Source organism: Streptomyces sp. NBC_00390, from assembly GCF_036057275.1.
In the GTDB taxonomy this organism is placed as follows: domain Bacteria; phylum Actinomycetota; class Actinomycetes; order Streptomycetales; family Streptomycetaceae; genus Streptomyces.
In genome coordinates this window covers 12,633-32,909 of the sequence record NZ_CP107946.1, presented here as the reverse complement: position 1 = coordinate 32,909, position 20,277 = coordinate 12,633, and the positions used below count along the sequence as shown (strand labels likewise).

General features: G+C 68.2%; 18 protein-coding genes and 2 pseudogenes. 13 read left to right on the top strand and 7 right to left on the bottom strand.

Features of this window, described 5'->3' with window-relative positions:
• Window positions 1–6 precede the first annotated feature (6 nt).
• The gene (locus OHS70_RS38375; RefSeq protein WP_328406427.1) at window positions 7–1,206 is read right to left on the bottom strand and encodes an NAD(P)/FAD-dependent oxidoreductase; all 1,200 of its coding nucleotides are present in this window, start codon (window positions 1,204–1,206) and stop codon (window positions 7–9) included.
• 141 nt (window positions 1,207–1,347) lie between these two features.
• On the opposite strand from OHS70_RS38375, the gene OHS70_RS38370 reads away from it, so the two are divergent.
• The 4 genes and pseudogenes from OHS70_RS38370 (at window position 1,348) to OHS70_RS39275 (ending at window position 5,334) form a co-directional block, all read left to right on the top strand.
• Window positions 1,348–1,524 carry a helix-turn-helix domain-containing protein gene (locus tag OHS70_RS38370; RefSeq protein WP_328406502.1) on the top strand — a complete coding sequence of 59 codons (177 nt, stop codon included), beginning with the start codon at window positions 1,348–1,350 and terminating at the stop codon, window positions 1,522–1,524.
• 469 nt (window positions 1,525–1,993) lie between these two features.
• Window positions 1,994–3,370: a helix-turn-helix domain-containing protein gene (locus OHS70_RS38365; RefSeq protein WP_328406425.1), complete on the top strand. Its 1,377-nt coding sequence runs from the start codon at window positions 1,994–1,996 to the stop codon at window positions 3,368–3,370.
• A gap of 502 nt (window positions 3,371–3,872) precedes the next feature.
• Window positions 3,873–5,159, top strand: a pseudogene (locus tag OHS70_RS38360) (helix-turn-helix domain-containing protein); the annotation flags it as partial.
• Window positions 5,155–5,334, top strand: a complete 180-nt coding sequence (locus tag OHS70_RS39275; RefSeq protein ID WP_443062788.1) for a hypothetical protein — start codon at window positions 5,155–5,157, stop codon at window positions 5,332–5,334. The pseudogene OHS70_RS38360 and the gene OHS70_RS39275, both read left to right, overlap by 5 nt.
• Before the next feature lie 200 nt (window positions 5,335–5,534).
• Here the strand turns inward: OHS70_RS39275 and OHS70_RS38355 are convergent, their stop codons facing one another.
• The gene (locus tag OHS70_RS38355) at window positions 5,535–5,729 is read right to left on the bottom strand and encodes a hypothetical protein (RefSeq protein WP_328406421.1); all 195 of its coding nucleotides are present in this window, start codon (window positions 5,727–5,729) and stop codon (window positions 5,535–5,537) included.
• Window positions 5,730–6,013: 284 nt separating this feature from the next.
• On the opposite strand from OHS70_RS38355, the gene OHS70_RS38350 reads away from it, so the two are divergent.
• A complete protein-coding gene (locus tag OHS70_RS38350) occupies window positions 6,014–7,597 on the top strand; it encodes a hypothetical protein (RefSeq protein ID WP_328406419.1) in 1,584 nt (527 codons plus the stop codon).
• 133 nt (window positions 7,598–7,730) lie between these two features.
• Here the strand turns inward: OHS70_RS38350 and OHS70_RS38345 are convergent, their stop codons facing one another.
• Window positions 7,731–8,081, bottom strand: a complete 351-nt coding sequence (locus OHS70_RS38345) for a hypothetical protein (protein WP_328406417.1) — start codon at window positions 8,079–8,081, stop codon at window positions 7,731–7,733.
• A gap of 176 nt (window positions 8,082–8,257) precedes the next feature.
• On the opposite strand from OHS70_RS38345, the gene OHS70_RS38340 reads away from it, so the two are divergent.
• The 5 genes and pseudogenes from OHS70_RS38340 (at window position 8,258) to OHS70_RS38320 (ending at window position 14,449) form a co-directional block, all read left to right on the top strand.
• Window positions 8,258–10,747: an outer membrane protein assembly factor BamB family protein gene (locus OHS70_RS38340; RefSeq protein ID WP_328406415.1), complete on the top strand. Its 2,490-nt coding sequence runs from the start codon at window positions 8,258–8,260 to the stop codon at window positions 10,745–10,747.
• A gap of 172 nt (window positions 10,748–10,919) precedes the next feature.
• Window positions 10,920–11,588, top strand: a complete 669-nt coding sequence (locus OHS70_RS38335) for a hypothetical protein (protein WP_328406412.1) — start codon at window positions 10,920–10,922, stop codon at window positions 11,586–11,588.
• 587 nt (window positions 11,589–12,175) lie between these two features.
• A complete protein-coding gene (locus OHS70_RS38330) occupies window positions 12,176–13,552 on the top strand; it encodes a helix-turn-helix domain-containing protein (RefSeq protein WP_328406410.1) in 1,377 nt (458 codons plus the stop codon).
• Window positions 13,553–13,562: 10 nt separating this feature from the next.
• Window positions 13,563–13,949: pseudogene (locus OHS70_RS38325) on the top strand (transposase); the annotation flags it as partial.
• A gap of 290 nt (window positions 13,950–14,239) precedes the next feature.
• Entirely contained in the window at window positions 14,240–14,449 is a 210-nt protein-coding gene (locus OHS70_RS38320; RefSeq protein ID WP_328406408.1) for a hypothetical protein, read from the top strand.
• Window positions 14,450–14,768: 319 nt separating this feature from the next.
• Here OHS70_RS38320 and OHS70_RS38315 read toward each other — a convergent pair whose 3' ends face one another.
• Window positions 14,769–15,113 carry a hypothetical protein gene (locus OHS70_RS38315; RefSeq protein WP_328406406.1) on the bottom strand — a complete coding sequence of 115 codons (345 nt, stop codon included), beginning with the start codon at window positions 15,111–15,113 and terminating at the stop codon, window positions 14,769–14,771.
• A 940-nt stretch (window positions 15,114–16,053) separates the two neighbouring features.
• Here OHS70_RS38315 and OHS70_RS38310 point away from each other — a divergent pair.
• From OHS70_RS38310 to OHS70_RS38300, 3 genes are all read left to right on the top strand, one after another.
• A complete protein-coding gene (locus OHS70_RS38310; protein ID WP_328406404.1) occupies window positions 16,054–17,295 on the top strand; it encodes a YncE family protein in 1,242 nt (413 codons plus the stop codon).
• 352 nt (window positions 17,296–17,647) lie between these two features.
• A complete protein-coding gene (locus OHS70_RS38305; RefSeq protein WP_328406402.1) occupies window positions 17,648–18,040 on the top strand; it encodes a hypothetical protein in 393 nt (130 codons plus the stop codon).
• Between the two features lie 193 nt (window positions 18,041–18,233).
• Complete coding sequence (locus tag OHS70_RS38300) at window positions 18,234–18,503, top strand: hypothetical protein (protein ID WP_328406400.1); 270 nt, start codon at window positions 18,234–18,236, stop codon at window positions 18,501–18,503.
• 255 nt (window positions 18,504–18,758) lie between these two features.
• On the opposite strand, the gene OHS70_RS38295 is transcribed toward OHS70_RS38300, so the two are convergent.
• The 3 genes from OHS70_RS38295 to OHS70_RS38285 are packed head-to-tail and all read right to left on the bottom strand — an operon-like array spanning window position 18,759 to window position 20,267.
• A complete protein-coding gene (locus OHS70_RS38295) occupies window positions 18,759–19,067 on the bottom strand; it encodes a hypothetical protein (RefSeq protein WP_328406399.1) in 309 nt (102 codons plus the stop codon).
• 28 nt (window positions 19,068–19,095) lie between these two features.
• Window positions 19,096–19,884, bottom strand: a complete 789-nt coding sequence (locus tag OHS70_RS38290) for a hypothetical protein (RefSeq protein WP_328406397.1) — start codon at window positions 19,882–19,884, stop codon at window positions 19,096–19,098.
• Window positions 19,885–19,886: 2 nt separating this feature from the next.
• Window positions 19,887–20,267 (bottom strand): hypothetical protein, encoded by a 381-nt coding sequence (locus OHS70_RS38285; RefSeq protein ID WP_328406395.1) that lies wholly within the window; start codon window positions 20,265–20,267, stop codon window positions 19,887–19,889.
• Window positions 20,268–20,277: the final 10 nt, after the last annotated feature.

Genomic DNA, 20,277 nt, shown 5'->3' with positions numbered 1-20,277 from the left:
AGGCGGCTACGCGACCGCCTTCTCGGCGGACGTATCCGGCGCGGCGGCCAGGCGGCGCTTGCGCTTGGGCAGGCCGAAGGTCGGGTGCGAGGTGCCCCACAGCGCCCCCTTTTCGATGGCCGCCTTGATCCGCGCGGCCTTCCGCCCGCCCATGTACTTCGGCTTTGCCTGCCCTTCGTCGTCGACCGACTGCCAGAGCCCGTCCCGCCTCCCGAGGCTGATGGCGTTGTACAGGTAGACCAGTTTGACGTTCGCGATCTTGCGGCCGGTCAGGCGTCCCACGATCGCCTCGATGGCCTGTCGGCCGGTGTAGCCGGCCGAGCCGCAGGACATCGGCAGCGGACGGCCGTTGTCTCCGAGGGCATGGACACTGTCGCCGATGGCGTAGACGTTCGGGTGCGAGACCGACCGCATGGTGCGGTCGACGACGATCCGGCCGTTGTCGGTGACCTCCAGCCCGCCGGCTGCGGCGATGGGGTGGACCGCGAACCCGGCCGTCCACACGGTTGCGTCGGACGCCAGGGCGGTGCCCTCGGCGCACAGCACCCGCGTCGCTTCGACGGCTTCGACGCTGGTGTGCTCCCAGACGGTGATGCCCAGCTGCTCGCAGGCCCGGCGCAGGTGGCTGCGGGCCCCGGCGGAGAGCCGGGCGCCCAGCTCGCCGCGGGCGACCAGCGCCACCGACAGGCCGGGCCGGGACTCGGCGATCTCGGTGGCGGTCTCGATGCCGGTCAACCCGTCGCCCACGACCACCACACTCCCGCCTCCGCCCCGCCCGCCCAGGCCGTCCAGGCGCTCGCGCAGACGCAGCGCCGAGGGCCTGGCGGCGACGTCGAAGGCGTGCTCGGCCACGCCGGGGACGGCGTGGTCGTCGCCGTGGCTGCCGAGCGCGTACACAAGCGTGTCGTAGCCGAGGTCGCCGCCGCCGTCGGCGTCGGCCACGGCGACGACCCGGCGCTCGGGGTCGACGGCGGTGACCCGGGCCACGCGCAGCTGGATCCCCGTGCCCGCGAAGACATCGGCGAGCTGCGGAGCCTCGATGTCCTGGCCGGCCGCCAGCTGGTTCAGCCGCAGCCGCTGGACGAAGTCCGGCACGGCGTTGACCACGGTGATCTCGGTGTCCGCCGGGGACAGCCGGCGGGCCAGGTTCCCGGCCACGTAGGCCCCGGCATAGCCGGCGCCGAGGACAACGATGCGGTGCTTCATGTGATGCTCCTGTCGGTTCGCTTTGCTCTTCGTGAGTTGAGCGGGGCAGCGCCCCTATTCCTGACAGGAACTGCATGTGGCATGGGTCACAGAGCCGCAGGAGCACCGCCCGACGATGCTCGCGACGCCGAGGCGGCGCAGATGCAGGCCGAGCCAATTGTCGACATCGAGGTCGTGCTCGCCAGGCGGAAGATGTTCGTGGGTGGACTCGCCGAACGCGTCGGCATGGCACCCGCCGACCTGGCCGTGCTGAAGAACGGCCGCGCCGAGGCCGTCCGCTTTACCACCCGCGCCGCACTCTGCGGAGCCCTCGGCTGACGGCCCGGCGACCTGCTGCGCTGAGAGACCACGGACTCCGCGGGCGCGTGAGGGCCGGACAAGTAGCCAGTCGCTATCGGTTGGGCGTGGGAGTTTCGCGCGCGGTCTCGGGAGGGTCCGGTTGTGCACGCTGCGGCGCGGAGCGGTGGTGCCAGGCCGCGTAGAGGCTGGCCAGGGCGGTGGCGTAGCCGGCCAGCGCTTGAGGGGTCACGTGAGCGACAAGGACGAGAACGCAGCCGGTAACGAGGATCGCCAGGAAAACGACCAGATCGATGGGAAACGTGCCACGTCGGGTCGGACGGCTCGGCATGATGGTGCTCCTGAATGCGTAGAGGCTTCGTGGACGCCACGCCGTTTGTGCTGTGCCCGGATGTCTGCCCGGAGGCGTGTCATTCGAGAGTGACGGCCCGACAGAAGGTGCACCACGGGCAACGATCTTCTTTCCACAACTGTCAATTGAGGGCCGACCATGACGAACGTTGCCGACGGCGAAACCGACGGCGGTGGTGCGGCCCTGCCGGCCCACAGGCGGCTGGGAGAGCTGAAACCGAAGCCGTTCCAGGGCAGGCCGCAGAAACTTGCGCTCGTGCAGCAACTCAGGACTCTCGTTGTCGCCACCGGCCGGACCAGCAAGGACATCGCCGCGCAGCTGAACGTCAGCCCTCCGGCCCTGTCGAAGTTCTTGTCAGGGGTGCGGCTGCCGGACCGCACCGAGGTGGAACGGATAGCCCAGGTATGCGGGGTGACCGACGAGGTGCGGGCCCAGTTGCTGCGCGTCCACACTGCTGCGATCGGGGAGGCCCACCCGCACTTCGCCGGCCGCCTGGCGAAAGCCGACGCCTACGAGGAGACCGTCCTCCTCCACCAGCACCTGCAGACCCGCTTGGCAGCCATCACCGTCGAGCACGTGCAGCTGCAGGCCGGGTACGACGCGCTGATGGCCCGACACGAGTCCACCGGCCAAGCCCTCACCGCCGCCGAGGACCAGCTCCGCGATCAGGAGCGCCAACACCAGGAAGCCCTCAATCGCCTCACGGCCAGGCTCCAGGACGAGCAGCATTCTCGCCAGAGCGACCGCATACAGCTGCAGGAGCAGCTGCTGCAGGCACGGGGTGCGCGGGACGAGCAGCTGCGCCGGAACCAGGAGGAGAAAGCCAGGCTGCGAGAGGAGATGCGTCGGCAGGAAGCCAAACTTGGGGCCACGCTGCGGGAACTCCAGGAGTCGGCCGGAGAGATGAAGGCCGCACGACAGGAGCGTGACCAGGCCCGCCTGGAAGTCGCAGAGCTGCGCGAGGAGCTGGTCGGCCTGCGGGTGGACCTCGCAGCGGCCGAGACGGAGCAGGAGCGCCGGGACCACGAGGACGCGGTACTCGCCCAGGCCCTCCAGACCGTCGAGAACGTCTTGGAACAGCACCCCGACACCAGCACCGAACACGTGCTCACCGAGATCGCGCACGCCCCCGCAGCCACCTCCGCCGGTACTTCCGAGACCGCCCTACAGGCAGCAGGCCACCCCCGTGTTGCCGAGGACGCAACTCACCCTCCCGGTCCGGGCGAGAGCAGGGAAACACTGGTCAGCGAGGAGCCGGCCCCGAAGCCCACGAGCAGCACCACGCTCTGGTGGTACCTGGCAGCCACCGGCGCCCTTCTGGTCGGCTTGACGCTCTTCATCATCGGGATGTTCCACCACACCCCCGGCCCCTTGGAAACCGCCCGCCTGACCGCCACCGGAGGATGGCTCGCGGGAAGCGGCTTCCTCCTCATGTTCGTCAGCGGTCCCTTGTTCATGCGCGCTATGGAGGAAGACGGCATCGACCCCGGCGACTATCCAATCGTCACCATGTGAGTGGCCAGCTTGGGAGTGGGTGTGGTGGGCGGAGGAAGCGGTCATCAAAGGCCCAAACAGGAAAGCGCCTGCACGCCAATGGCAGACGCTGCGCCTGTTCCCTAAGGCTAAACCCACCTGCCCCACCGTGGGCATAGACAGGGCGGACGAGCGCGTACGCGCTCCCCGCTCCCGGGTGCAGGCCTGTGCGGTCCGCGCGTTCACCGGCGCCGGCTATTGCTGGAGACTGGTGAGGCGGTCCAACAGCCAGGCGAAGGCGGCCGGGCGGCGCCGGAGCACGTGCCGGCGACAGCTGCGGCGAGCAGCGCGGAGCGGGTGCGGGGCGATGTTGCGCGAGCGGCTCGGGTGCGGCGGGAAGCAGGCATAGGGTTGTACTCCCGTAACAGATCGTGCCCAGGCGGGCCGTGTCGGTGAGGTCTTGAACAGAGGCTGGCGCGGCCCGGGGGAGTTGCGGCAAGCGTCACGCGTTGCCATCCGGTGGCGACGCTGAACAGGGGGGAGCATGACCGGACTGGACCTGCTGGAGGAGGACATCGGGCCCGAGGTCCGGGAGCTGGCGAAGACACTGCGGATGCTGCTGGACTCGCTGGGAATCTCGCTACGCCGCTACGCCGCGCGCACCTACTGCGACCCTGGGACCGTCTCGCGCTACCTCAACGGCAAGCGGGTGCCGCCCTGGTCTTTTGTGATGGGCCTGCTGACCCAGGTAGCCGAACACCGCGGGGAGCCGGTCACCGCGGAGGCGATCAGCCGCCTGCGCACGCTGCACCGCAAGGCCGTATCGGCCGGCACATCGAACCGCCGGGTCCAAGAGCTACAGCTGCTCCTCGAGGAGCAGGACCAGGAGGTCCGCGAGAGTCAGGCCAGGGAACAGGCCCTCGCAGAGCTGTTGCACGAGCGGCAACACCGTCTTCGCAGCGTGCAGATCGAGCTGCGGGCCGTCGAAGCGGCCCGGGCCACCGACCGTGAAGAACACCGGACCGCTTTGGACCGGGCCCGGGCGGAGCAGGCGCGGTTGCGCGCCGAACGTGACAGCCTGAGCCGAGAAGTCACCAGCCTGCGCACACAACTGGACCAGGCCCGGCAGACGAGGGAGCTCGCCGAGGAGCGCTGCGCCCGCCTGGAATGCCTGCTCGACGCCGGCGAACACGGCCCGAGCGCGCCGCAGCAGTCCGGGGACTCGCCTGTGCCCGCACTGCCCCTGCTCCCACCACGGGACGATCTGGCCGCTGCCCGGCCACCACAGGCCCACCGCAGTGGTACGCCGGTGGTTGCACCGTCCCGGAACCGGCGCGAGCCATCAGCCTCTCAGGGCGAGCCGCCCGGCCCCGCCGCGGCCCGGTCCCCCGCAATGCGGGGACCGGAGGCATCCCGGGCAGCAGCCAAGCGCAGCGTCGGGCGTCGACGCGCCCTGCTCACCGCTCTGGCCGTCGTCACCGCTTTGGCCACTGCCAGCGACATACAAGCACCCGCGGCCGCCCTCATCGGCCACACCAACGCTGTCTTCTCAGTGGCGTTCAGCCCGGACGGCAAGACCCTCGCCACCGGCAGCAAAGACGGCACGGTGCGGTTGTGGAACACCGGCACCCGCCGCCAGATCGGAGCGCGCCTCACCGAATACACCTTTTACGTCTTCTCGGTGGCCTTCAGCCCGGACGGGAAGACCCTCGCCACCGGCAGCGCGGACGGCACGGTGCAGTTGTGGGACACAGCCACCCGCATCCCGACCGGAAACCCCCTCAGCGACCACACCGACCTGGTCTTGTCGGTGGTGTTCAGCCCGGATGGCAAGACCCTGGCCACCGCCGGTTGGGACGGCACGCGGTTGTGGGACACGGCCACCCGTACTTCGATCGGAGATCCCCTCACCGGTCACTGGGGCAATTCGGTGGGCGTTCAGCCCGGATGGCAAGACCCTCGCCACGGCTGGCAACGACGGCACCGTGCGGCTGTGGCAGCTCTAGAGAGCTTGCGGCGCTGTCGAAGTTCCGTGCTGGAGTCCGGTACGGCTGATGTTCGGCTCGCCGTGACCGGGGTGGGCCGCTCGCCTTGCGGACGTCTCGATGCGACCGGACCGGATCACCGCGATTTGCCGTGACCTGCTCAGCCCTGGCATGCAGAGGGGCCCCGGACCAACTGCCCGGGGCCTCTCTGCCTGTGCCGTCTAGCCCATCAGCGTCGTCCAGTACGGGCTCGTGCTCGCTGCCCCGGCCACGCTGACGAGCCAGAAGAGCAGCGTCCGGGACAGCGACACGTGCAGGTGCCGGCCGCCTTTCACCTCAAGTCCGCGGCGTCCCAGGCTGACCGTCCAGGCGACGGGCTCTGTGTCCGCTGCTTCCGCTTCACTCACGTTGGCCATGTTCTTGGCTCTCCCTCCCGCCGGTACGCCTGCGGCTCCCCGAACAGCCGGGGCAGGACAAGCGGCGGTACCTCCCATTGGCAGGGTCCGGGCAGGCCGTTCCCAGGATTCGGGGTGAACCCGGAAAACATGGAACGGCCCAGGTCAGAGCGCGAACGGGGGGACGTTCGACCGAATCGTGCACACCCTTTCTGATGTTCCTGGATGTTCGCAGATATGGGCCGATGTTCCTGTCGCGAGGCATAGGCTTGGGCCGCAAGCAGCAATGAACGCGGGGGACTCGGTTGGCCAGGGATGATCTGTCGGATCTCACCGACGAAGAACTCCTGCTGGCCAGGGACCAGGTGCTGGACGAGTTCGCGACCGCCCTCGAAATACTCCACATCGCCTGCGGGGCCCCGCCCAAGCTGGCCCTCAAGAAGCAGGCGGACAAGGACGGCCGCTGTCCACTTCCCACCTCGACGCTGTCCGAGGTGTTCAACGGCAAGAAGCTCCCGGGCCTCGACTTCACCATGGAGCTGATCCGTCAGCTCCGGCCCGATGATGCCGAGCTGCAGGACGAGTGGCGTGCACGCTGGGCCAAGGCCAAGTACACGACCACCCAGGCGGCCAAGGCACAAAAGCGCCTGGAGAAGGACGCCGATCAGGCGCGGGACCGAGCGGCCGGCGACATTGACCGGCTCCGCGAAGAGGCCGCCGCGGAACTGCAGAGAGCCTCCCTCCTGCGCACGGAGGCGGAGAAAGCCGTCGCGGAAGCCCAGGCAGAGGCCGCACGTCTCGTGGCGACGGCTGAGCAGACCGCTCGCTCGACCGAGCTCAGCGCGACCGCACGCGCTGAAGAGATCCTTGCCAAAGCACTGGACGAGGCAGAGGGAATGAGGCGGGAGGCCCAGCAGGGAGCCACGCCGGAGAGCAGTGAGCCGGCCGACACCTTCGCCCCCGAACAACTCCTTCGCCGGTTCCTCGGCAAGGAGTTCAGCGACCTCACCGAGCCGGGCGCCTCAACCTGGCACGCCCTGGTCCAGCGGGAGCTGGTCCAGGGCCATCTCGAAGAACCTGCGCCCCGGCCTCCCACGCGGCTGAGCGATCTGTGGCGAACCCTGCATCTGCTCGCACTGCGCCTTCCGCCAGAAGACGCAGAAGGACTGAGGACACGCTGGCGTTCGATCGCCCTTGGCACCCTCGGCTACGTGGACGGCGACGGCCTTGTCCCGGGGCTCCCCGGAATCGTCGAAGCGCTGCGGCTACGGAACCCGGAATCCACCATGACGCAGGCTGCGCTCCACAATCACGCCCAGGCGCTGCTGGCGCGTGGCGCGGTCACGGGCATCGAGATTCCCGGCAAGCTCCGGTACATCCTCGCCCTGGTCCAGGAATACGCGTACGAGAACCAGCTCCTGGCCCGGTACGACCACCACCTCGCCGTGGCACTCGACTCCCTTTCAACAAGCCCGGTGCCGCTCAGCTACAGCAATGCCATGGACAGCTACCCGCGACGAGTCAACGACCGGCTGACCGAGCTGGCCCGGTCCTTAGGGCGGGATGCCGCCCAGGTCCACCTCGCCCTCGTCAAGGCAGACGAAGTGCTGGCTGCTCTGGTGCCCGACCCGCTGCCCCGGCGCGACAGCTGGTGGTACTACAGGCGTCGCGCTCTCCAGAAGAAACTGAGCTCCTACCTCGTCTCGTCCGGGGTCGAGGTCCAGGCCCACGGAGCTCTATTCGCCGGCAAGGACGAGTGGACTAAGAACGACATCGCATCCGAAGTGCGGTCCGGAGACACCATCCTGTGGTGGCTCCGCCTGCCCTACCGGGCCACGGAAGGAAACTGGCAGCCCGGCCGCATGATCCACGAGAAGCCCACCGCATGACGACCCGCCGTCGTCGGCTGTGCTGGGTCAGCGTTTGACGCGGTTACCGACGGCCAGGACCGCCAGGCCCAGAAGGACGGGCTCGGTCACGCGGGACGCGTCCCGTGCCGACCTCCTTGGTACGCCTTCTCGCCTACGGGGTGGGGTGCTGCTGATTCGGTGCGGGGGGAGGTGTTTCGGGCGCGGGCTGAGGCTGTGGGGAGCGCCGGCGGGTGCGGTGTTCGCGGAGGTTGATCCACCAGGTGAGGCGGTGATCGGACTCCTGGGGAATGAGAACGTGCAGTGCGGACTGCAGCAGGACAACGACCAGGCCGACTATGGCCAGACTCAGGACGGCTCCCCAGGGCGCTCCTGCCATGGCGGCGGTGAGCGCGCCGACGCTGCCGATGCCCGCTCCCGCCAGTGCGGGGGTGCGAGAAGGGCGTGCCTGAGGTGCGGGGGAAGATCCCGGATTGCTCTGCGCAGGGCGCTGGGGATCGAGCATGGTGGACTCCTGCCATCGGGCCGACGACGCCGGCGGTGTCCGTTCACCGTCGCGACGTGCCCGATTGGCGCGTAAGCGGGACCGGAGCGGGCTCCCGGGGGGAATCACAGGAACGGGACCGATGGTTGATGAGCGGTCAGGAACCGTCGCGCCGGGCGGGCCGGCCAATGAAGCCGGTGAACAAAGATCTGCCGCCGGAGATCCGGCGCTGGCTCACGACATGGCGCGCGGTCGTGCTGGAACCGCTGCGCACCTTGGGCGGTGATTCGTGGTCGATCCAGCGGATGGCGGACGAGCTGGAGAGAAGGGTGGGTGGTCCAGGCCGGGCAGGTACCGATGGCCGACAGCGTGACGTCTCGGGAGTGACGAAGACGACGCTGCAGAAGGAGATGGCCGGCGACCGGATGCCCACCCGGGACGTGGTGCAGCATCTGCTCGACATTGCTGCGGAGAACCTGCCCGAACCACCCCCGGCTCAGCGTCGGCAGGAGCTGTGGGACTCCTACTACACGGCGCTGGAAGTGAAGCTTCCGGTACTAGTGTCGCTGTATGAGGCCATCGACGCGCGGGATGCCGCGGTCCGCGCCGCCGCCGCGGCGCAGCTGCAGGGGGCTCGGCTGAGTGCGGACCTGGAGCAGCGCAAGCGGCGCGAGCAACAGCTGAGGACGGTGCTCGGATACACGCTTGAAGAGCTGGGTCGCTCCGAGCGGGTCGCTCGACTACGTCATGTCGAGGCTCAGCGTGCCCGTGAAGAGGTACGAGGGCTTGCCGGGCAGGTGCATGCCCTGGAGAGCGAGCGCGCATCACTGGATCGGCAGCTGGCCGGGCTTTCACAGGAAGTGCAGCAGCTTCGCGTACAGGGTGAGGGCGCCGAACGCGCCGGACAGATCCGTGAAAGCGAACTGCTGGCCGAGATGGAGGAGCTGCGGGTCCTGCTGGCGGCTGTCACGCGGGCGAAGCAGCAGGCCGAGAAGGAAGCCCAGATCGGCGGGGGCGTGTCCCTCCATGCTCTCCCAGGACCGAGCGCCGAGGAGCGCATCGAGGAGCTGGAGCGACGGCATGAGATCGCGATGCAGGCCGTGAAGCACCTCAGTGAACAACTGCGGGACACCGCACGGCAACTGCGCCAGGCGCGGGCCGAGGTGATCCGCCGGGACGGCGTACTCGCTCGCCTGGTCGAAGACCACGCCACCCAACACGGGACATCGGTCCTCGCCGAAGCCGACGAAGTCCTCACCTCCGCGCTCGAGCAGGTGAGCCGGGAACTGCAGGCCCGTTCCCTGCCGACCGCCATTGCTCCCACCCCGGAATCAATTCCTTCGACCAGCTCAGCGCTCTCACCGCAGATAGACAGGAGCACGCCCGCCACCGGCGGCCCACGGCCCGAGACCGCAGCGGAAGCTGACCGCGACCGTCCAAAGACACCTAGCTCGGTCCCGCCCTCGCCCGCCCCCGACACCAACAAAGCCGACGCTGCAGACCAGCCAGCGGACCCAGCACTCCCGGCGCACGGCCACCCCTCCAGACCGCACCACGTCATATCCCGGCGCCGCGCCTTGCTCGGCCTGACCGGAACCACCCTCGTCGCCGCCACCGCCCTCGCCACCCGGAAGATCCTCGACAACGGCTCCTCCGAAGCAGGGCCGCCCAGAGAACCAGGCGGGAAGATCAGCTCGTCTACCACCCCAAGTCCCAGCCGCATGCCCGGTGAGGAGATCTGGTCCTTCCTCACCAACAGCCTGGTGTCCTCCTCGCCAGCGGTGGCCAACGGGGTCGTCTACGTGGGCAGCTGGGACCGCTGGCTGTACGCGGTGGACACGGACACCGAAAGGGAGAGCTGGTCCTTCCGCACCGGCTACTTCGTGTCTTCGTCGCCGGTGGTGGTCGACGGCGTGGTCTACGTCGGCAGCGACGACGGCAAGCTGTATGCGGTGGGCGCGGACTCCGGGAAGCAGCGCTGGTCCTTCCCCACCGGTGACGCGGTGAGATCGTCGCCGGTGGTGGTCGACGGCGTGGTCTACGTCGGTAGCAACGACGGCAAGCTGTATGCGGTGGGCGCGGACACTGGGAAGCAGCGCTGGTCCTTCCCCACCGGTGGCGCGGTGAGATCGTCGCCGGTGGTGGTCGACGGCGTGGTCTACGTCGGCAGTAACGACGGCAAGCTGTATGCGGTGGGCGCGGACTCCGGGAAGCAGCGCTGGTCCTTCCCCACCGGTGGCGCGGTGAGATCGTCGCCGGCGGTGGTCGACGGCGTGGTCTACGTCGGCAGTAACGACGGCAAGCTGTATGCGGTGGGCGCGGACTCCGGGAAGCAGCGCTGGTCCTTCCCCACCGGCATCTGGGTTTTCTCGTCGCCGGCGGTGGTCGACGGCGTGGTCTACGTCGGCAGCGACGACGGCAAGCTGTATGCGGTGGGCGCGGACACTGGGAAGCAGCGCTGGTCCTTCCCCACCGGTGACGCGCTGGAATCGTCGCCGGCGGTGGCTGACGGCGTGGTCTACGTCGGCAGCAACGTCCGCAAGCTGTATGCGGTGAACGCGGACACCGGAAAGAAGATCTGGTCCTTCCTCACCAGCTATGGCGACGTGACTTCGTCACCGACGGTGGCCGACGGCGTGGTCTACTTCGGCGGCGACGACGGCAAGCTGTATGCGGTGCAGACATGACAGCAGGTGCTGTTGAAGGGCTCCAACTGGTCCGACAGCGTCTTCACCATGGTCTCCGCATGGACTCCGGATAAGCTCACATATCCGGAGCCCAGAACGACAGGGGGAACTGTCATATGCCGTATTGGCAGGTTTGCTTGTCGCGACGTCAGGTGACAGGGAAACTTGTCGCATGAGCCTGCCGACGAAGGACGACCCCGAGTTCTGGACCCAGATCATGACCCTGCGCGAGCCCGCCTGGCGCGAGGTCACCGAGGACGACCAGTTCGACCTCCACGACGCCGTCGAGGACGCCGTGCTCGCCCTCGCCCGGACGCTCTCCACCCGGGCCGCCGACCACCGCGCCGCCGGACAGGACCTCCCCGACCCCGCCCTGGCCGCCCCCGACGTCCAGCTGGCCATGCTGCGCGCGCTGCGCGAGGCCCAGCGCGCCGTCGACACCCTGGCCGGCCGCACCGCGAAGAACGCCGGGCACACCGGCGCCACCTACCGGCACCTTGGCGACGCCTGGGGCATCACCCGCCAGTCCGCCCGCCTCAGGTGGCCCGAAGCCGTGCCGAAGAAGGGCGAGCCCCGCCCCGTCGAGCTGGAACTGGCCGGAGGCCGCGCCGAGATCATCGAACTTCCCGGCCAGGGCGGCTACGTGTGGGAAGCCACCACCGGGACCGGTGTGACCGAGAAGGGCCCCGAGCCCTACGGCAGCGCCGCCGAGGCCGCCGCACACGCCGGCGCCTTCCTTCAGCGCCACGCCTACGATCAGGACGCCGCCCACGCCGACTGCATCGAGCCGCACCGCGACGCCGACCGCGAGTACGTCGACTGCGCGGGAAAGCCGCTGTAGACCGGCACCGCGTGCGAGCCCCGGAGGCAGCCCGACGGCCTCCGGGGCTTTGCCGCCCGGTCACACTGTCGAAGTTGGAATGGCTGGCCAGAAGGGCCGATGGCTCGGGCCAGAGGGTTCCGTCAGGTGCTGCTGTCATCGGTGCGGTGACGACGGCGGATGCGCCAGGCCCTGGCCCTGCGGAAAGCCAGGGTGCCGACGGCCAACGCGAGGCCAGACACGAGATTCCCGGTGGACTGGATGAGCAGTTCGTACACCGTCACACCCACTTCAGGGTCAACTGGACGTTTGTGATCGGCTGCGGGCAATGCGCGCAATGCAGCATGCTGGTCCTCCTCTTGCGGCAGTCGGTGACACGGCCGGAGGGTCGTGCTCGAGGCCGTTGCCCCCACCGTCGAGGACCGGAAATTGCTGCTCAAGAGGAAAGAAATGGAAAGAACCGCAGGTCAGAGGTGAAACAACGCCCGCTGCGCAACAAGGAGTGATGAGTGTCTGAGGAGAGCCGGGGCGGCGGATTAGCCCGCAGGCCCACGAGGGGGCGGCCGCGCAACGACTTGGCATCGGCTGAGCTGCGGACCGAGCTTCGTGTGTTCGCCGAGGTCATGCGGGAGCAGTTCTTCGACCCCATGAAGCAACTGGGCTATGACTACAAGGCGATCAGTGACCGGCTCCGGCCGCAGGGAGAGGGGTTCAGCGGAACCACGCTGAGCAGGATCGCCAACGGGCAACGGGTGCCCGAGCTCGAGACACTGAAAGCGATCTTGGGCCTGGTCGAGGAGCTTGCCGGGAATCCGCTGACCGAGCCGGTACGCAACCACGTGCTCCAGGTGTACTTCGACGCTTTCGCCGTGAAGCAACCGCGCCTCGCACGTGAGTACCGGCTCGCACATCAGGTCGAGCAGACGCAGGCACAGACCGATCACGTGCGTCGGGCCGAACGCACATCCCGAATCTCTGCTGAGTCGGAGGAGAGTCAGCGGGCAGACGAAGAGATCGGTGACGAACACGAGCTGGGCGACGACCACCCAGCAGTGCAAGTGCACAACGAGAGCGTCCGGCTCGCCGAAGATGTGGCTGAAGCGGGCGTCCCCCTAGTCGACGAACTGTCCTTCATCCCCGACACACCCAGCGATGGCTGGCACCGCTCGACTCTTGAGGCGATCCTCGACAGGACCGACCAGATCCTGATCGTGCTGCGGGAATCACTCAGACGCGACATCGTTCGGCTGGAAGCCGCCGAACGCCGCTCAGAGGACGACAGCACGCTGGTCGTGCCTACTTCCGAGGCTCCCGACTCAGCACTTTCAGCGACGCCGTCACGTTCTTGGGCCGGGCCACTGGTGGCCATGGCGTGCGTGGCAGCCCTGGTGCTAAGTGTGGTGCTTCTCAGGCAGTGGCTGACCGACAAGGAGCGCGGTGAGGGCGTTGGCGGTGGGACGCCGACCTCCTCCGCTACTGAGAACCCGGGTGGGAATCGGGGGCAGTCGAACGATCCTTCCTCCGGGGCTAGTCAGTCCGGCGGGAACAGCGGCGGCAACGATCGGCCTCAACCGTCGAAGTCTTCGGGCTCGACGGGCAAGCCTCCTCCCACCCCGACACTGGACCCGCCGACCACTGCCCCGGAGACTTCCTTGTCCGCCGAGACGTTCTCTCGGGATGCACCACAGCACATCAGTCCAGCGGACAACACGCTGTTCACCCACTTCCCTCGCACCACCACGCTGACATGGGAGGAAAAGCCAGGAGCTACCTCGTACAGGTACGAGGTGGAATGCATGTGCCCCGACGTATGGGTCACTGGGTTCAGCGACACGACCACGAGCACGTCGTTCACCTTCGACTGGTACGGCGATCAAGAAGGTCGATGGCATGTCACTGCCATCGCCGAAGACGGAACCGAAAGCGACACCAGCAACTGGTCGCACTTCAACTACAAGACCAGCTCCCAAGCACCGAGTGGTTGAGGGCGAACCCACCTGCTTCGCCACCAACACAGTGGACGTTCCGATCGCCGCACTCGAACTACGGCACCGCCAACGCGCGAGGGCCGAGGACCGCATCCGCGCCGCCCGCGCCACCGGCCTGCGCAACCTGCCCCTGCACGACACCGCGCAGAATCAGATCTGGCTGGAGATCGTCCAGCTCGCCCTCGACCTCCTCGCATGGATGCCCATGCTCGCTATCACCGGCGAAACCCGCAGGTGGGAACCCCGCCGCCTCCGGCTCCGCCTCTTCTCCGCCGCCGCCCAGCTCGTCACCACGGCCCGCCGCCGACATCTGCGGTTCGCCCGCCACTGGCCCTGGACCGACGTGATCACCGACGCCCTGGCACGACTCGAAGCTCTCCCGAACCCTGGCTGACCAGCATGTTCCCGTCCCTGCGAGCAGCACCACCCGACCGGAGCCGTGGAACCCGGCGCCCACCCGACGCGACAGCCGGGCCATCAGCCTGGCCGCCACCAGCCCGAACGACCGAAACGGCCCGCCGAAGAAGCCGACGGACCGTCACGAAAGATCGAGGCTAATTGATCTTTGTCCCGACAATGGGGAAGTCTGCGAAGTCTTGCCGTCTGTCACTCGCCCCCCGACAATTGACCCTAGAGTCAACCAAGTTGGATCATCTGCGGTGGATCTCTGCTCAAGCAGCCCACGTGCAGCGAGGTGATGAGGGGGTGCTCCACCGCCAGGAGGAGAGGAAGCAGATGAGCGACTCGCGGCAGATTCAGAGCGAAGAAGAAAAGCGCCGGCGGAAGGAAGAGAACAGGCGTCGGGTGGACTGGGAGTTCCAGCTGGAGCAGGACCGCCAGCGCAGGGAACGAGAAGCAGCAGCTGCTCAGGCTCAGCAGCAGTACTGGAGTTGACAAGGAGCCCATCCGTTTGAGTCGCGCGGCCGTGACCGAGAACCCCTGATCTCTGAGCGGTCGGGGGTTTCATGTGCCTTGTCGCTGACGTCCCGCGGGGGTGATGAGTGCCTCGGCAACTTCGGCTTCGGCGCCACCACGTTCGCGGAATTCACCCAAGCGCTACGCGGCTATCGCTCGAACATGAACGGCACATGGTTCCACTGGATGGTCGAAGCCAACCCGAACCTGCCCGTGCCCGGCGGCAGCCCTCGCCCCGTTCGTCGACAGCATGACCGTGTCGCGTCTCTAGCTCATCCAGAAGCCGCTCCAGCTCCACTCAGGAGCGGGCCCGCTGTCGGGCGTACATGGAGCTGTCGAAAAACAGTGAGTGGCAGTGCTGGGTGATCTCCTGCAGGGCGGTCAGCTTGCGGTCCTCGGTCCGGTCCGAGATCCACACCCCGCGCGCGGTGCTGGAGTAGCGCACCGCCAGATCGGGAAGCTGAGGCCCCCTGTACGCGAAGAGGAGCTGCACGGCCTGGTCGGTGAGGTACTTGGTTGCGTCGTCGATCTGCGCACGCCAGCGGGCACGTTCTTCTCGCAGCGCGGTACGGACGGTGTCGGTCGCCTCCGGCACGACGGGTGCGGCGAGCAGGTGGGTGACCGCGGACAGGACGTCCAGCATGCTCGCCTGGAACTTCTCGCGTCCGGGTCACCGAGCCGGGCGAAGAGCACGATGCGCCCGTCCTCCTTGCCGACGAGGAGTTCAGTGACGGTCGCACGACGGGCGCTGGTGTCGAGATCGTCGAGGGCGAGCCCGATCTCGCCGTCCTCGCCCGGCGCGTTCAGCAGCTTCCAGACCCCGCCGCCGTCGAACGAGGGGCCGTCCTCCGCCAGGATCTCGGGGCCGTCCTCGTTGGGCCAGTGCTTCACGGAGAAGGCGACCGACGTGCCGCCGGCGGCGGTGAGGTCCAGGGGTGCCCCGTGCGGCCCGGCCCAACTCCCGTACAGATCAGCTTGGCCGACTTCCCCCGAGGGGGCCGGTCCGCAGTCGGCCGGGGTTGAACATCCCGTGGCAGCGAGAGGGCCACGGCGCGAGGGCCGCCGGCCTCGTGCGGCGGCCGGTGCGCGCGGCGCTCACCGGTTCTTCCCGGGAATGCATTCGGTCCAGGTGACCCTCTGGTGCACTGCGCTCGTTCCTTGCTCATGCGGTGCTGCTTCTTCATCCGTACGGACGGCTCCGTGGGCAGCAATCACAGAGGGTAGCCCGGACTGGGGAGGGCGTACGGCCCGGGGGTGCGCCGTGATCCGGATCCGGACCTGCCCTCCTGGAGCCCCCACGCGGAGTGATGCCTGACGATCGTGCCGGGCCCGGACAGCTGATGGGGGAAGGCCCGGGCGGGAGCGGGCGGAGAACGACGGGTCCGGAAGGGGGGATTCGCGTCGGCCGTACGGCCCTATCCGGGATCACCAGCGGCCGCTGGGTGATCACGGCATTTAGCGTCGGGCGCGGCGTTGATCAGCGCCGCGGCGGCGACCCCGCGCATTCATGACGGGGCATCAATCGCCGAGTCCACTCGGAGCACGCGGACGCACCTCGGTGTGGTGCGCCGCAGGAGGTCTTCATGTCGGGTATCGCAGTAGGCGCACCACGGCCGGGAAGTACAGGGAGGCGCCACGGCGGCGGGGGTTCGTGGTGGGTGCTGGTGCGGGCCTGGGTGGCGGGACTGGCCGTGCTGGCGGGCCTGGCCCTCCCTCTCGCCCTGGCCACCCCCGCCGCGGCTGCCCAGGGCGGAACCTTCGCCTACGTCGCCAACACCCTCGATGACACGGTGTCGGTGATCGACACCGCAACCAACACCGTCACCACCACCATCCCCGTCGGCGACAACCCCCTCCAGGCGGCGCTCACACCCGACGGCAAGCGCGTCTACGTCACGAACTTCGGCACGGACAACGTCTCGGTGATCGACACCACCAGCAACACGGTCACCGACACCATCGCCGTCGGCAGCGGACCCCGCGGGGTGGCGGCCACCCCCGACGGCACCCGCGTCTACGTCACCAACGTCACCTCGGACAACGTCTCGGTGATCGACACGGCAACCAACACCGTCACCACCACCATCCCCGTCGGCGACGGCGCAGTGGATGTGGCAATCACCCCGGACGGCACCCGGGCGTACGTCACCAACCTCTTTGACAGCAATGTGTCGGTGATCGACACGGCAACCAACACCGTCACCACCACCATCCCCGTCGGCAGCTTCCCTCAAGATCTCGCGGTCACCCCGGACGGCACACGCGTCTACGTGGTCAACGGCGGCTCAGACAACGTGTCGGTGATCGACACCGTCACCGACACCGTCACCACCACCATCCCCGTCGGCACTTCGCCCCTCGCTCTGGCGATCACACCCGACAGCGCCTTCGTCTACGTCACCAACGTGTTGGACGGCACGGTGTCGGTGATCGACACCGCAACCAACACCGTCACCGCCACCATCCCCGTCGGCACATTCCCCCAGGGTGCAGCGGTCACCCCCGACGGCACCCGCGTCTACGTGGCCAACACCACCTCGAACAACGTGTCGGTGATCGACACCGCAAGCAACACCGTCGTCGACACGATCCCCGTCGGCACCGAACCCTTCGGTGTGTCGATCGGGAGAGTGCCTGCGACATCCGTGGCCACGTGCCCTCCGGGCAGCCCCCTCACCGGCGGCGGATTCCAGCTCACCGGCCCGCCGCCGAACGACCTCACCAGCCGGCCGGTAGACGACTCGTGGGAAGTGTCCCTGACCAACCAGACCAGCGAGGACATCACCTTCACCCCCTACGCGGTCTGCGCCGACATCACGCCGTAGGAAGCGGCATTTCGTGCCTTCGCCTGTGTTCGAGAGGCGGTACTCCACAAACCGCTCCTCGTCCTGGTCAGTTGACCCACACCGCAACCGATGCCACGGCCAATCCCAGGATGGCGACCACCCGCCACGACAGACGTCTACGCGCCACTCACCCCGCCCCTTTCCGAGGACCGACACGGTAGCGACGTGGAACTGCTCAAGCCCAGCCCTTCGAGGGCAAACACACGATGGAGTGCTGACGTCAATTCCGTGCGGCAGCCTTACAGAAGGGCTCCTTCGCCGTACCCGCCCGTAGATGCTCCCGCGTCGGCCATGCTGTCCCCTCGCGTCACGCAACGTCCTTGGGGGGACAATGCACACCCGAACCGCTGCGGCCACTCTCGCCGCCTCCGCTCTCCTTGCCCTCACGGCCTGTTCGTCGAGCGACGAGGCCAAGCCCAAGGCTGAAGTGCCCGCACACAAGATCACCGAGCAGGACACCAGCGGCAATACCCGGAACATCGAAGTCCAGGTCGACAGCACAACCGATCTCCGCGCCGTGTTCGACCGCATCGTCAGCAGCCTCAATGATGAGGCTGGCTACTTCGTCTACATCAACTGCTCAACCGGTGGCACCGCTGGCGCCGACAACCGCCTTGCCAACGGCAAGTACGCCAAGGGCAGCGTGGGCGCGGCCACCACCGGACTGAACGACGGCGACAAGGAGTTCGAGCCCGTCGAAGGCCGAAGCTGCCCCGCCAAGTAGCCCACCCGCCCGTCCATCAGCCCGGCCAGTGCCCACCGCACAGGGCTCACGCATGTCCGGACGTGCACGTGGCTGGCCGCCGCGACCTCACCGCCTACGACTTCCGCAAGGTTCGCGTCCGCGTCCTCGCCGAGTGTGACGTGTGCATCGTCTGCGGTCATGGGGCGTCCGACGCTGTCGATCACAGCCACCCGTGAGCAAGGGGGGCGAGGCCAAGGACCCCGACAACCTCGCCCCCGCGAGACGAAGCGCGCTGGCGGACTGCGGGACGAGGCGGCTCTCCGCTCCCGGCTCACCCCCCGAGCAGCGCGCCGAGGAGATCCATCAGCGCAGCGCCGCCATCCGCAAGGCTCGGGCCGACAAGCAGGCGGCAGCACGGGCGCACCGGGCTCTGGAGGAGCGCAACTGCGGCGCCGTCCACGACACGTCTTCGCGGAACCGCGGCGGCTTGCCCGCACGGTGATTTTGTGGCCCCGTGTCAGTCCAGCCTGGGTCTGGTGACCCTGCGCTGTCCTGCTCGTTGAATGTGGCAGTGCACGCGCAGAGCAAGGCTTCGGGAAGTGTCGTGGTTCCGAGGGCCTTGATCACGTGGGAGGCGCGGCCTGGAGCTCGGCCGCGGCTCACTGCTGTGGACTGGCCGTTGGTGCTCGGGGCGACGCTCGGCCAGCCGATGTGCAGGGGCGGGACCCGATGGCCTCGCCCCTGCAGGCCCTGGACGTCAGCGGGATCTCTCGCCGGGGACGTACTCGGCGTACGCGGTGAGTTCGCTGGCGTCACGCAGGGAGGCGAAGGACGTTGTGAGCAGCTCGTCGACGGTGAGGTTGCAGTTGTCGGCTTCCCCGAGGATGCACCAGTTGCCCTGCTCATTGATGCCAGCGCTTTGCCCACCTTCCTCCCATTCCTTCGGGGGCGGCTTGGGCGGGCCATAGTCGGCATTCCGGCGAGGATCAGGATCGGCCACGACTGCCGCGGAAGCGCCAGCACTGCTCAGGCCGAACGAGAAGATCAGCACCAGCAACAGGGACACAGCCCGCGCTACGGGCCGGACGGCACGGTCAGTCCGCACGCCGCACCTGCCACCAGCCGTCCCGCCACGCGTACGGGCTGTCCTTGTCGTAGGCGACGGGGAACGTGCGCTCGTTCCAGTACTTGGGCTCGTTAGTGAGCTTCCACGCCCCGTCCTGCCACTTCAGGACGTAGTCGGTGGTTTCCCCCTTGAGCGGGTCCTTGTCCGGGCCGCCGTCCGGGCCAGTGGCGTAGCGGTCGAAGCTCAACCACACGTGGACCACGTCGCCGAACGGCACACCGGAAGCCTCAATAGTCTTACCCCGGACAGCTTCGACGGTGGTGGTGATGGTCAGGCTGGCTGGCGCTGGCCCGGACGGCGGCAGCCCGACGCCCTCACGCAGCTTGCGCACCTCGGAGACCTGATCGTCGATGAAACCGACTGCGTCCGGTGAAGTCACGACCTCCAGCTGCTGCCCGGCTTTCTGGTCATCCAGCCAGGCGTACTCCTCGTGGAAGTACACGGCCGCCGACATCGCGCCCATCGCCGTGTGCGGAAAGCCGGTCGATGCACCGTTCTTCTGGCCGGTCGGAGCGACCAGCTTGGCCTTCTTTGCCTTCTCCGGGGTCATAGCCGCCCCCGCCCCCTTGCCGGAAGAGCTGGAAGGAGAGGGCTTCGCCGTCGCTGACGGCTTCCCCGAGATGGAACCGGACTTCTCGTCGCCGCTGATGACGAGGAACGCGGTAACGCTGCCGCCGACGAGCGCTGTACCCAACAGGGCGCCGAGCCCGATCAGCGTGAGCTTGGCCCGGCGGGCCTTGCGGTCGTGCGCGTCCACACTCAGTTCCCGCCCTTCGAAATGTTGTAGAAGGACAGGACGAGGGCGCTCGTCACGCCGATGCCGCCTGCTCCGATCAGACTCCACAGGATTCCCTGCTTGCCGCGGGCCGCGAGCTGCGCGCGCTCGGTGTTGTGGCCGACGGCCACAAACGCCCAGCCGAGCAGGCCGCCGAGGACCGCGCCAGCCAGCCCGAGGCCGGCCGTCCAGCCAAGAATCTTCTTCACGGGATTGTTGACCTCAGCCGGCAGCGCGGGGTCAAAACCGGGAACAGGGCCGCCACCACCGCCCTCGCCTTCGGGCTTCTTCGGATCATCGGCTGCGAGGAGCTGCCAGTGGGGGTCGGCGGCGATGTTGTTCAGGGTTTCCATGATCTGGCTCATAGCGAACACC

What these genes read in the sequence shown, in the direction of transcription:
- OHS70_RS38365 (WP_328406425.1), top strand. Translation starts at nt 1,994, where the DNA reads ATGACGAACGTTGCCGACGGCGAAACCGACGGCGGTGGTGCGGCCCTG.
- OHS70_RS38315 (WP_328406406.1), bottom strand. Translation starts at nt 15,113, where the DNA reads ATGCTGGACGTCCTGTCCGCGGTCACCCACCTGCTCGCCGCACCCGTC.
- OHS70_RS38305 (WP_328406402.1), top strand. Translation starts at nt 17,648, where the DNA reads ATGCACACCCGAACCGCTGCGGCCACTCTCGCCGCCTCCGCTCTCCTT.
- OHS70_RS38335 (WP_328406412.1), top strand. Translation starts at nt 10,920, where the DNA reads ATGAGCCTGCCGACGAAGGACGACCCCGAGTTCTGGACCCAGATCATG.
- OHS70_RS38345 (WP_328406417.1), bottom strand. Translation starts at nt 8,081, where the DNA reads ATGCTCGATCCCCAGCGCCCTGCGCAGAGCAATCCGGGATCTTCCCCC.
- OHS70_RS38285 (WP_328406395.1), bottom strand. Translation starts at nt 20,267, where the DNA reads ATGAGCCAGATCATGGAAACCCTGAACAACATCGCCGCCGACCCCCAC.
- OHS70_RS38355 (WP_328406421.1), bottom strand. Translation starts at nt 5,729, where the DNA reads ATGGCCAACGTGAGTGAAGCGGAAGCAGCGGACACAGAGCCCGTCGCC.
- OHS70_RS38310 (WP_328406404.1), top strand. Translation starts at nt 16,054, where the DNA reads ATGTCGGGTATCGCAGTAGGCGCACCACGGCCGGGAAGTACAGGGAGG.
- OHS70_RS38370 (WP_328406502.1), top strand. Translation starts at nt 1,348, where the DNA reads ATGCAGGCCGAGCCAATTGTCGACATCGAGGTCGTGCTCGCCAGGCGG.
- OHS70_RS39275 (WP_443062788.1), top strand. Translation starts at nt 5,155, where the DNA reads ATGGCAAGACCCTGGCCACCGCCGGTTGGGACGGCACGCGGTTGTGGG.
- OHS70_RS38375 (WP_328406427.1), bottom strand. Translation starts at nt 1,206, where the DNA reads ATGAAGCACCGCATCGTTGTCCTCGGCGCCGGCTATGCCGGGGCCTAC.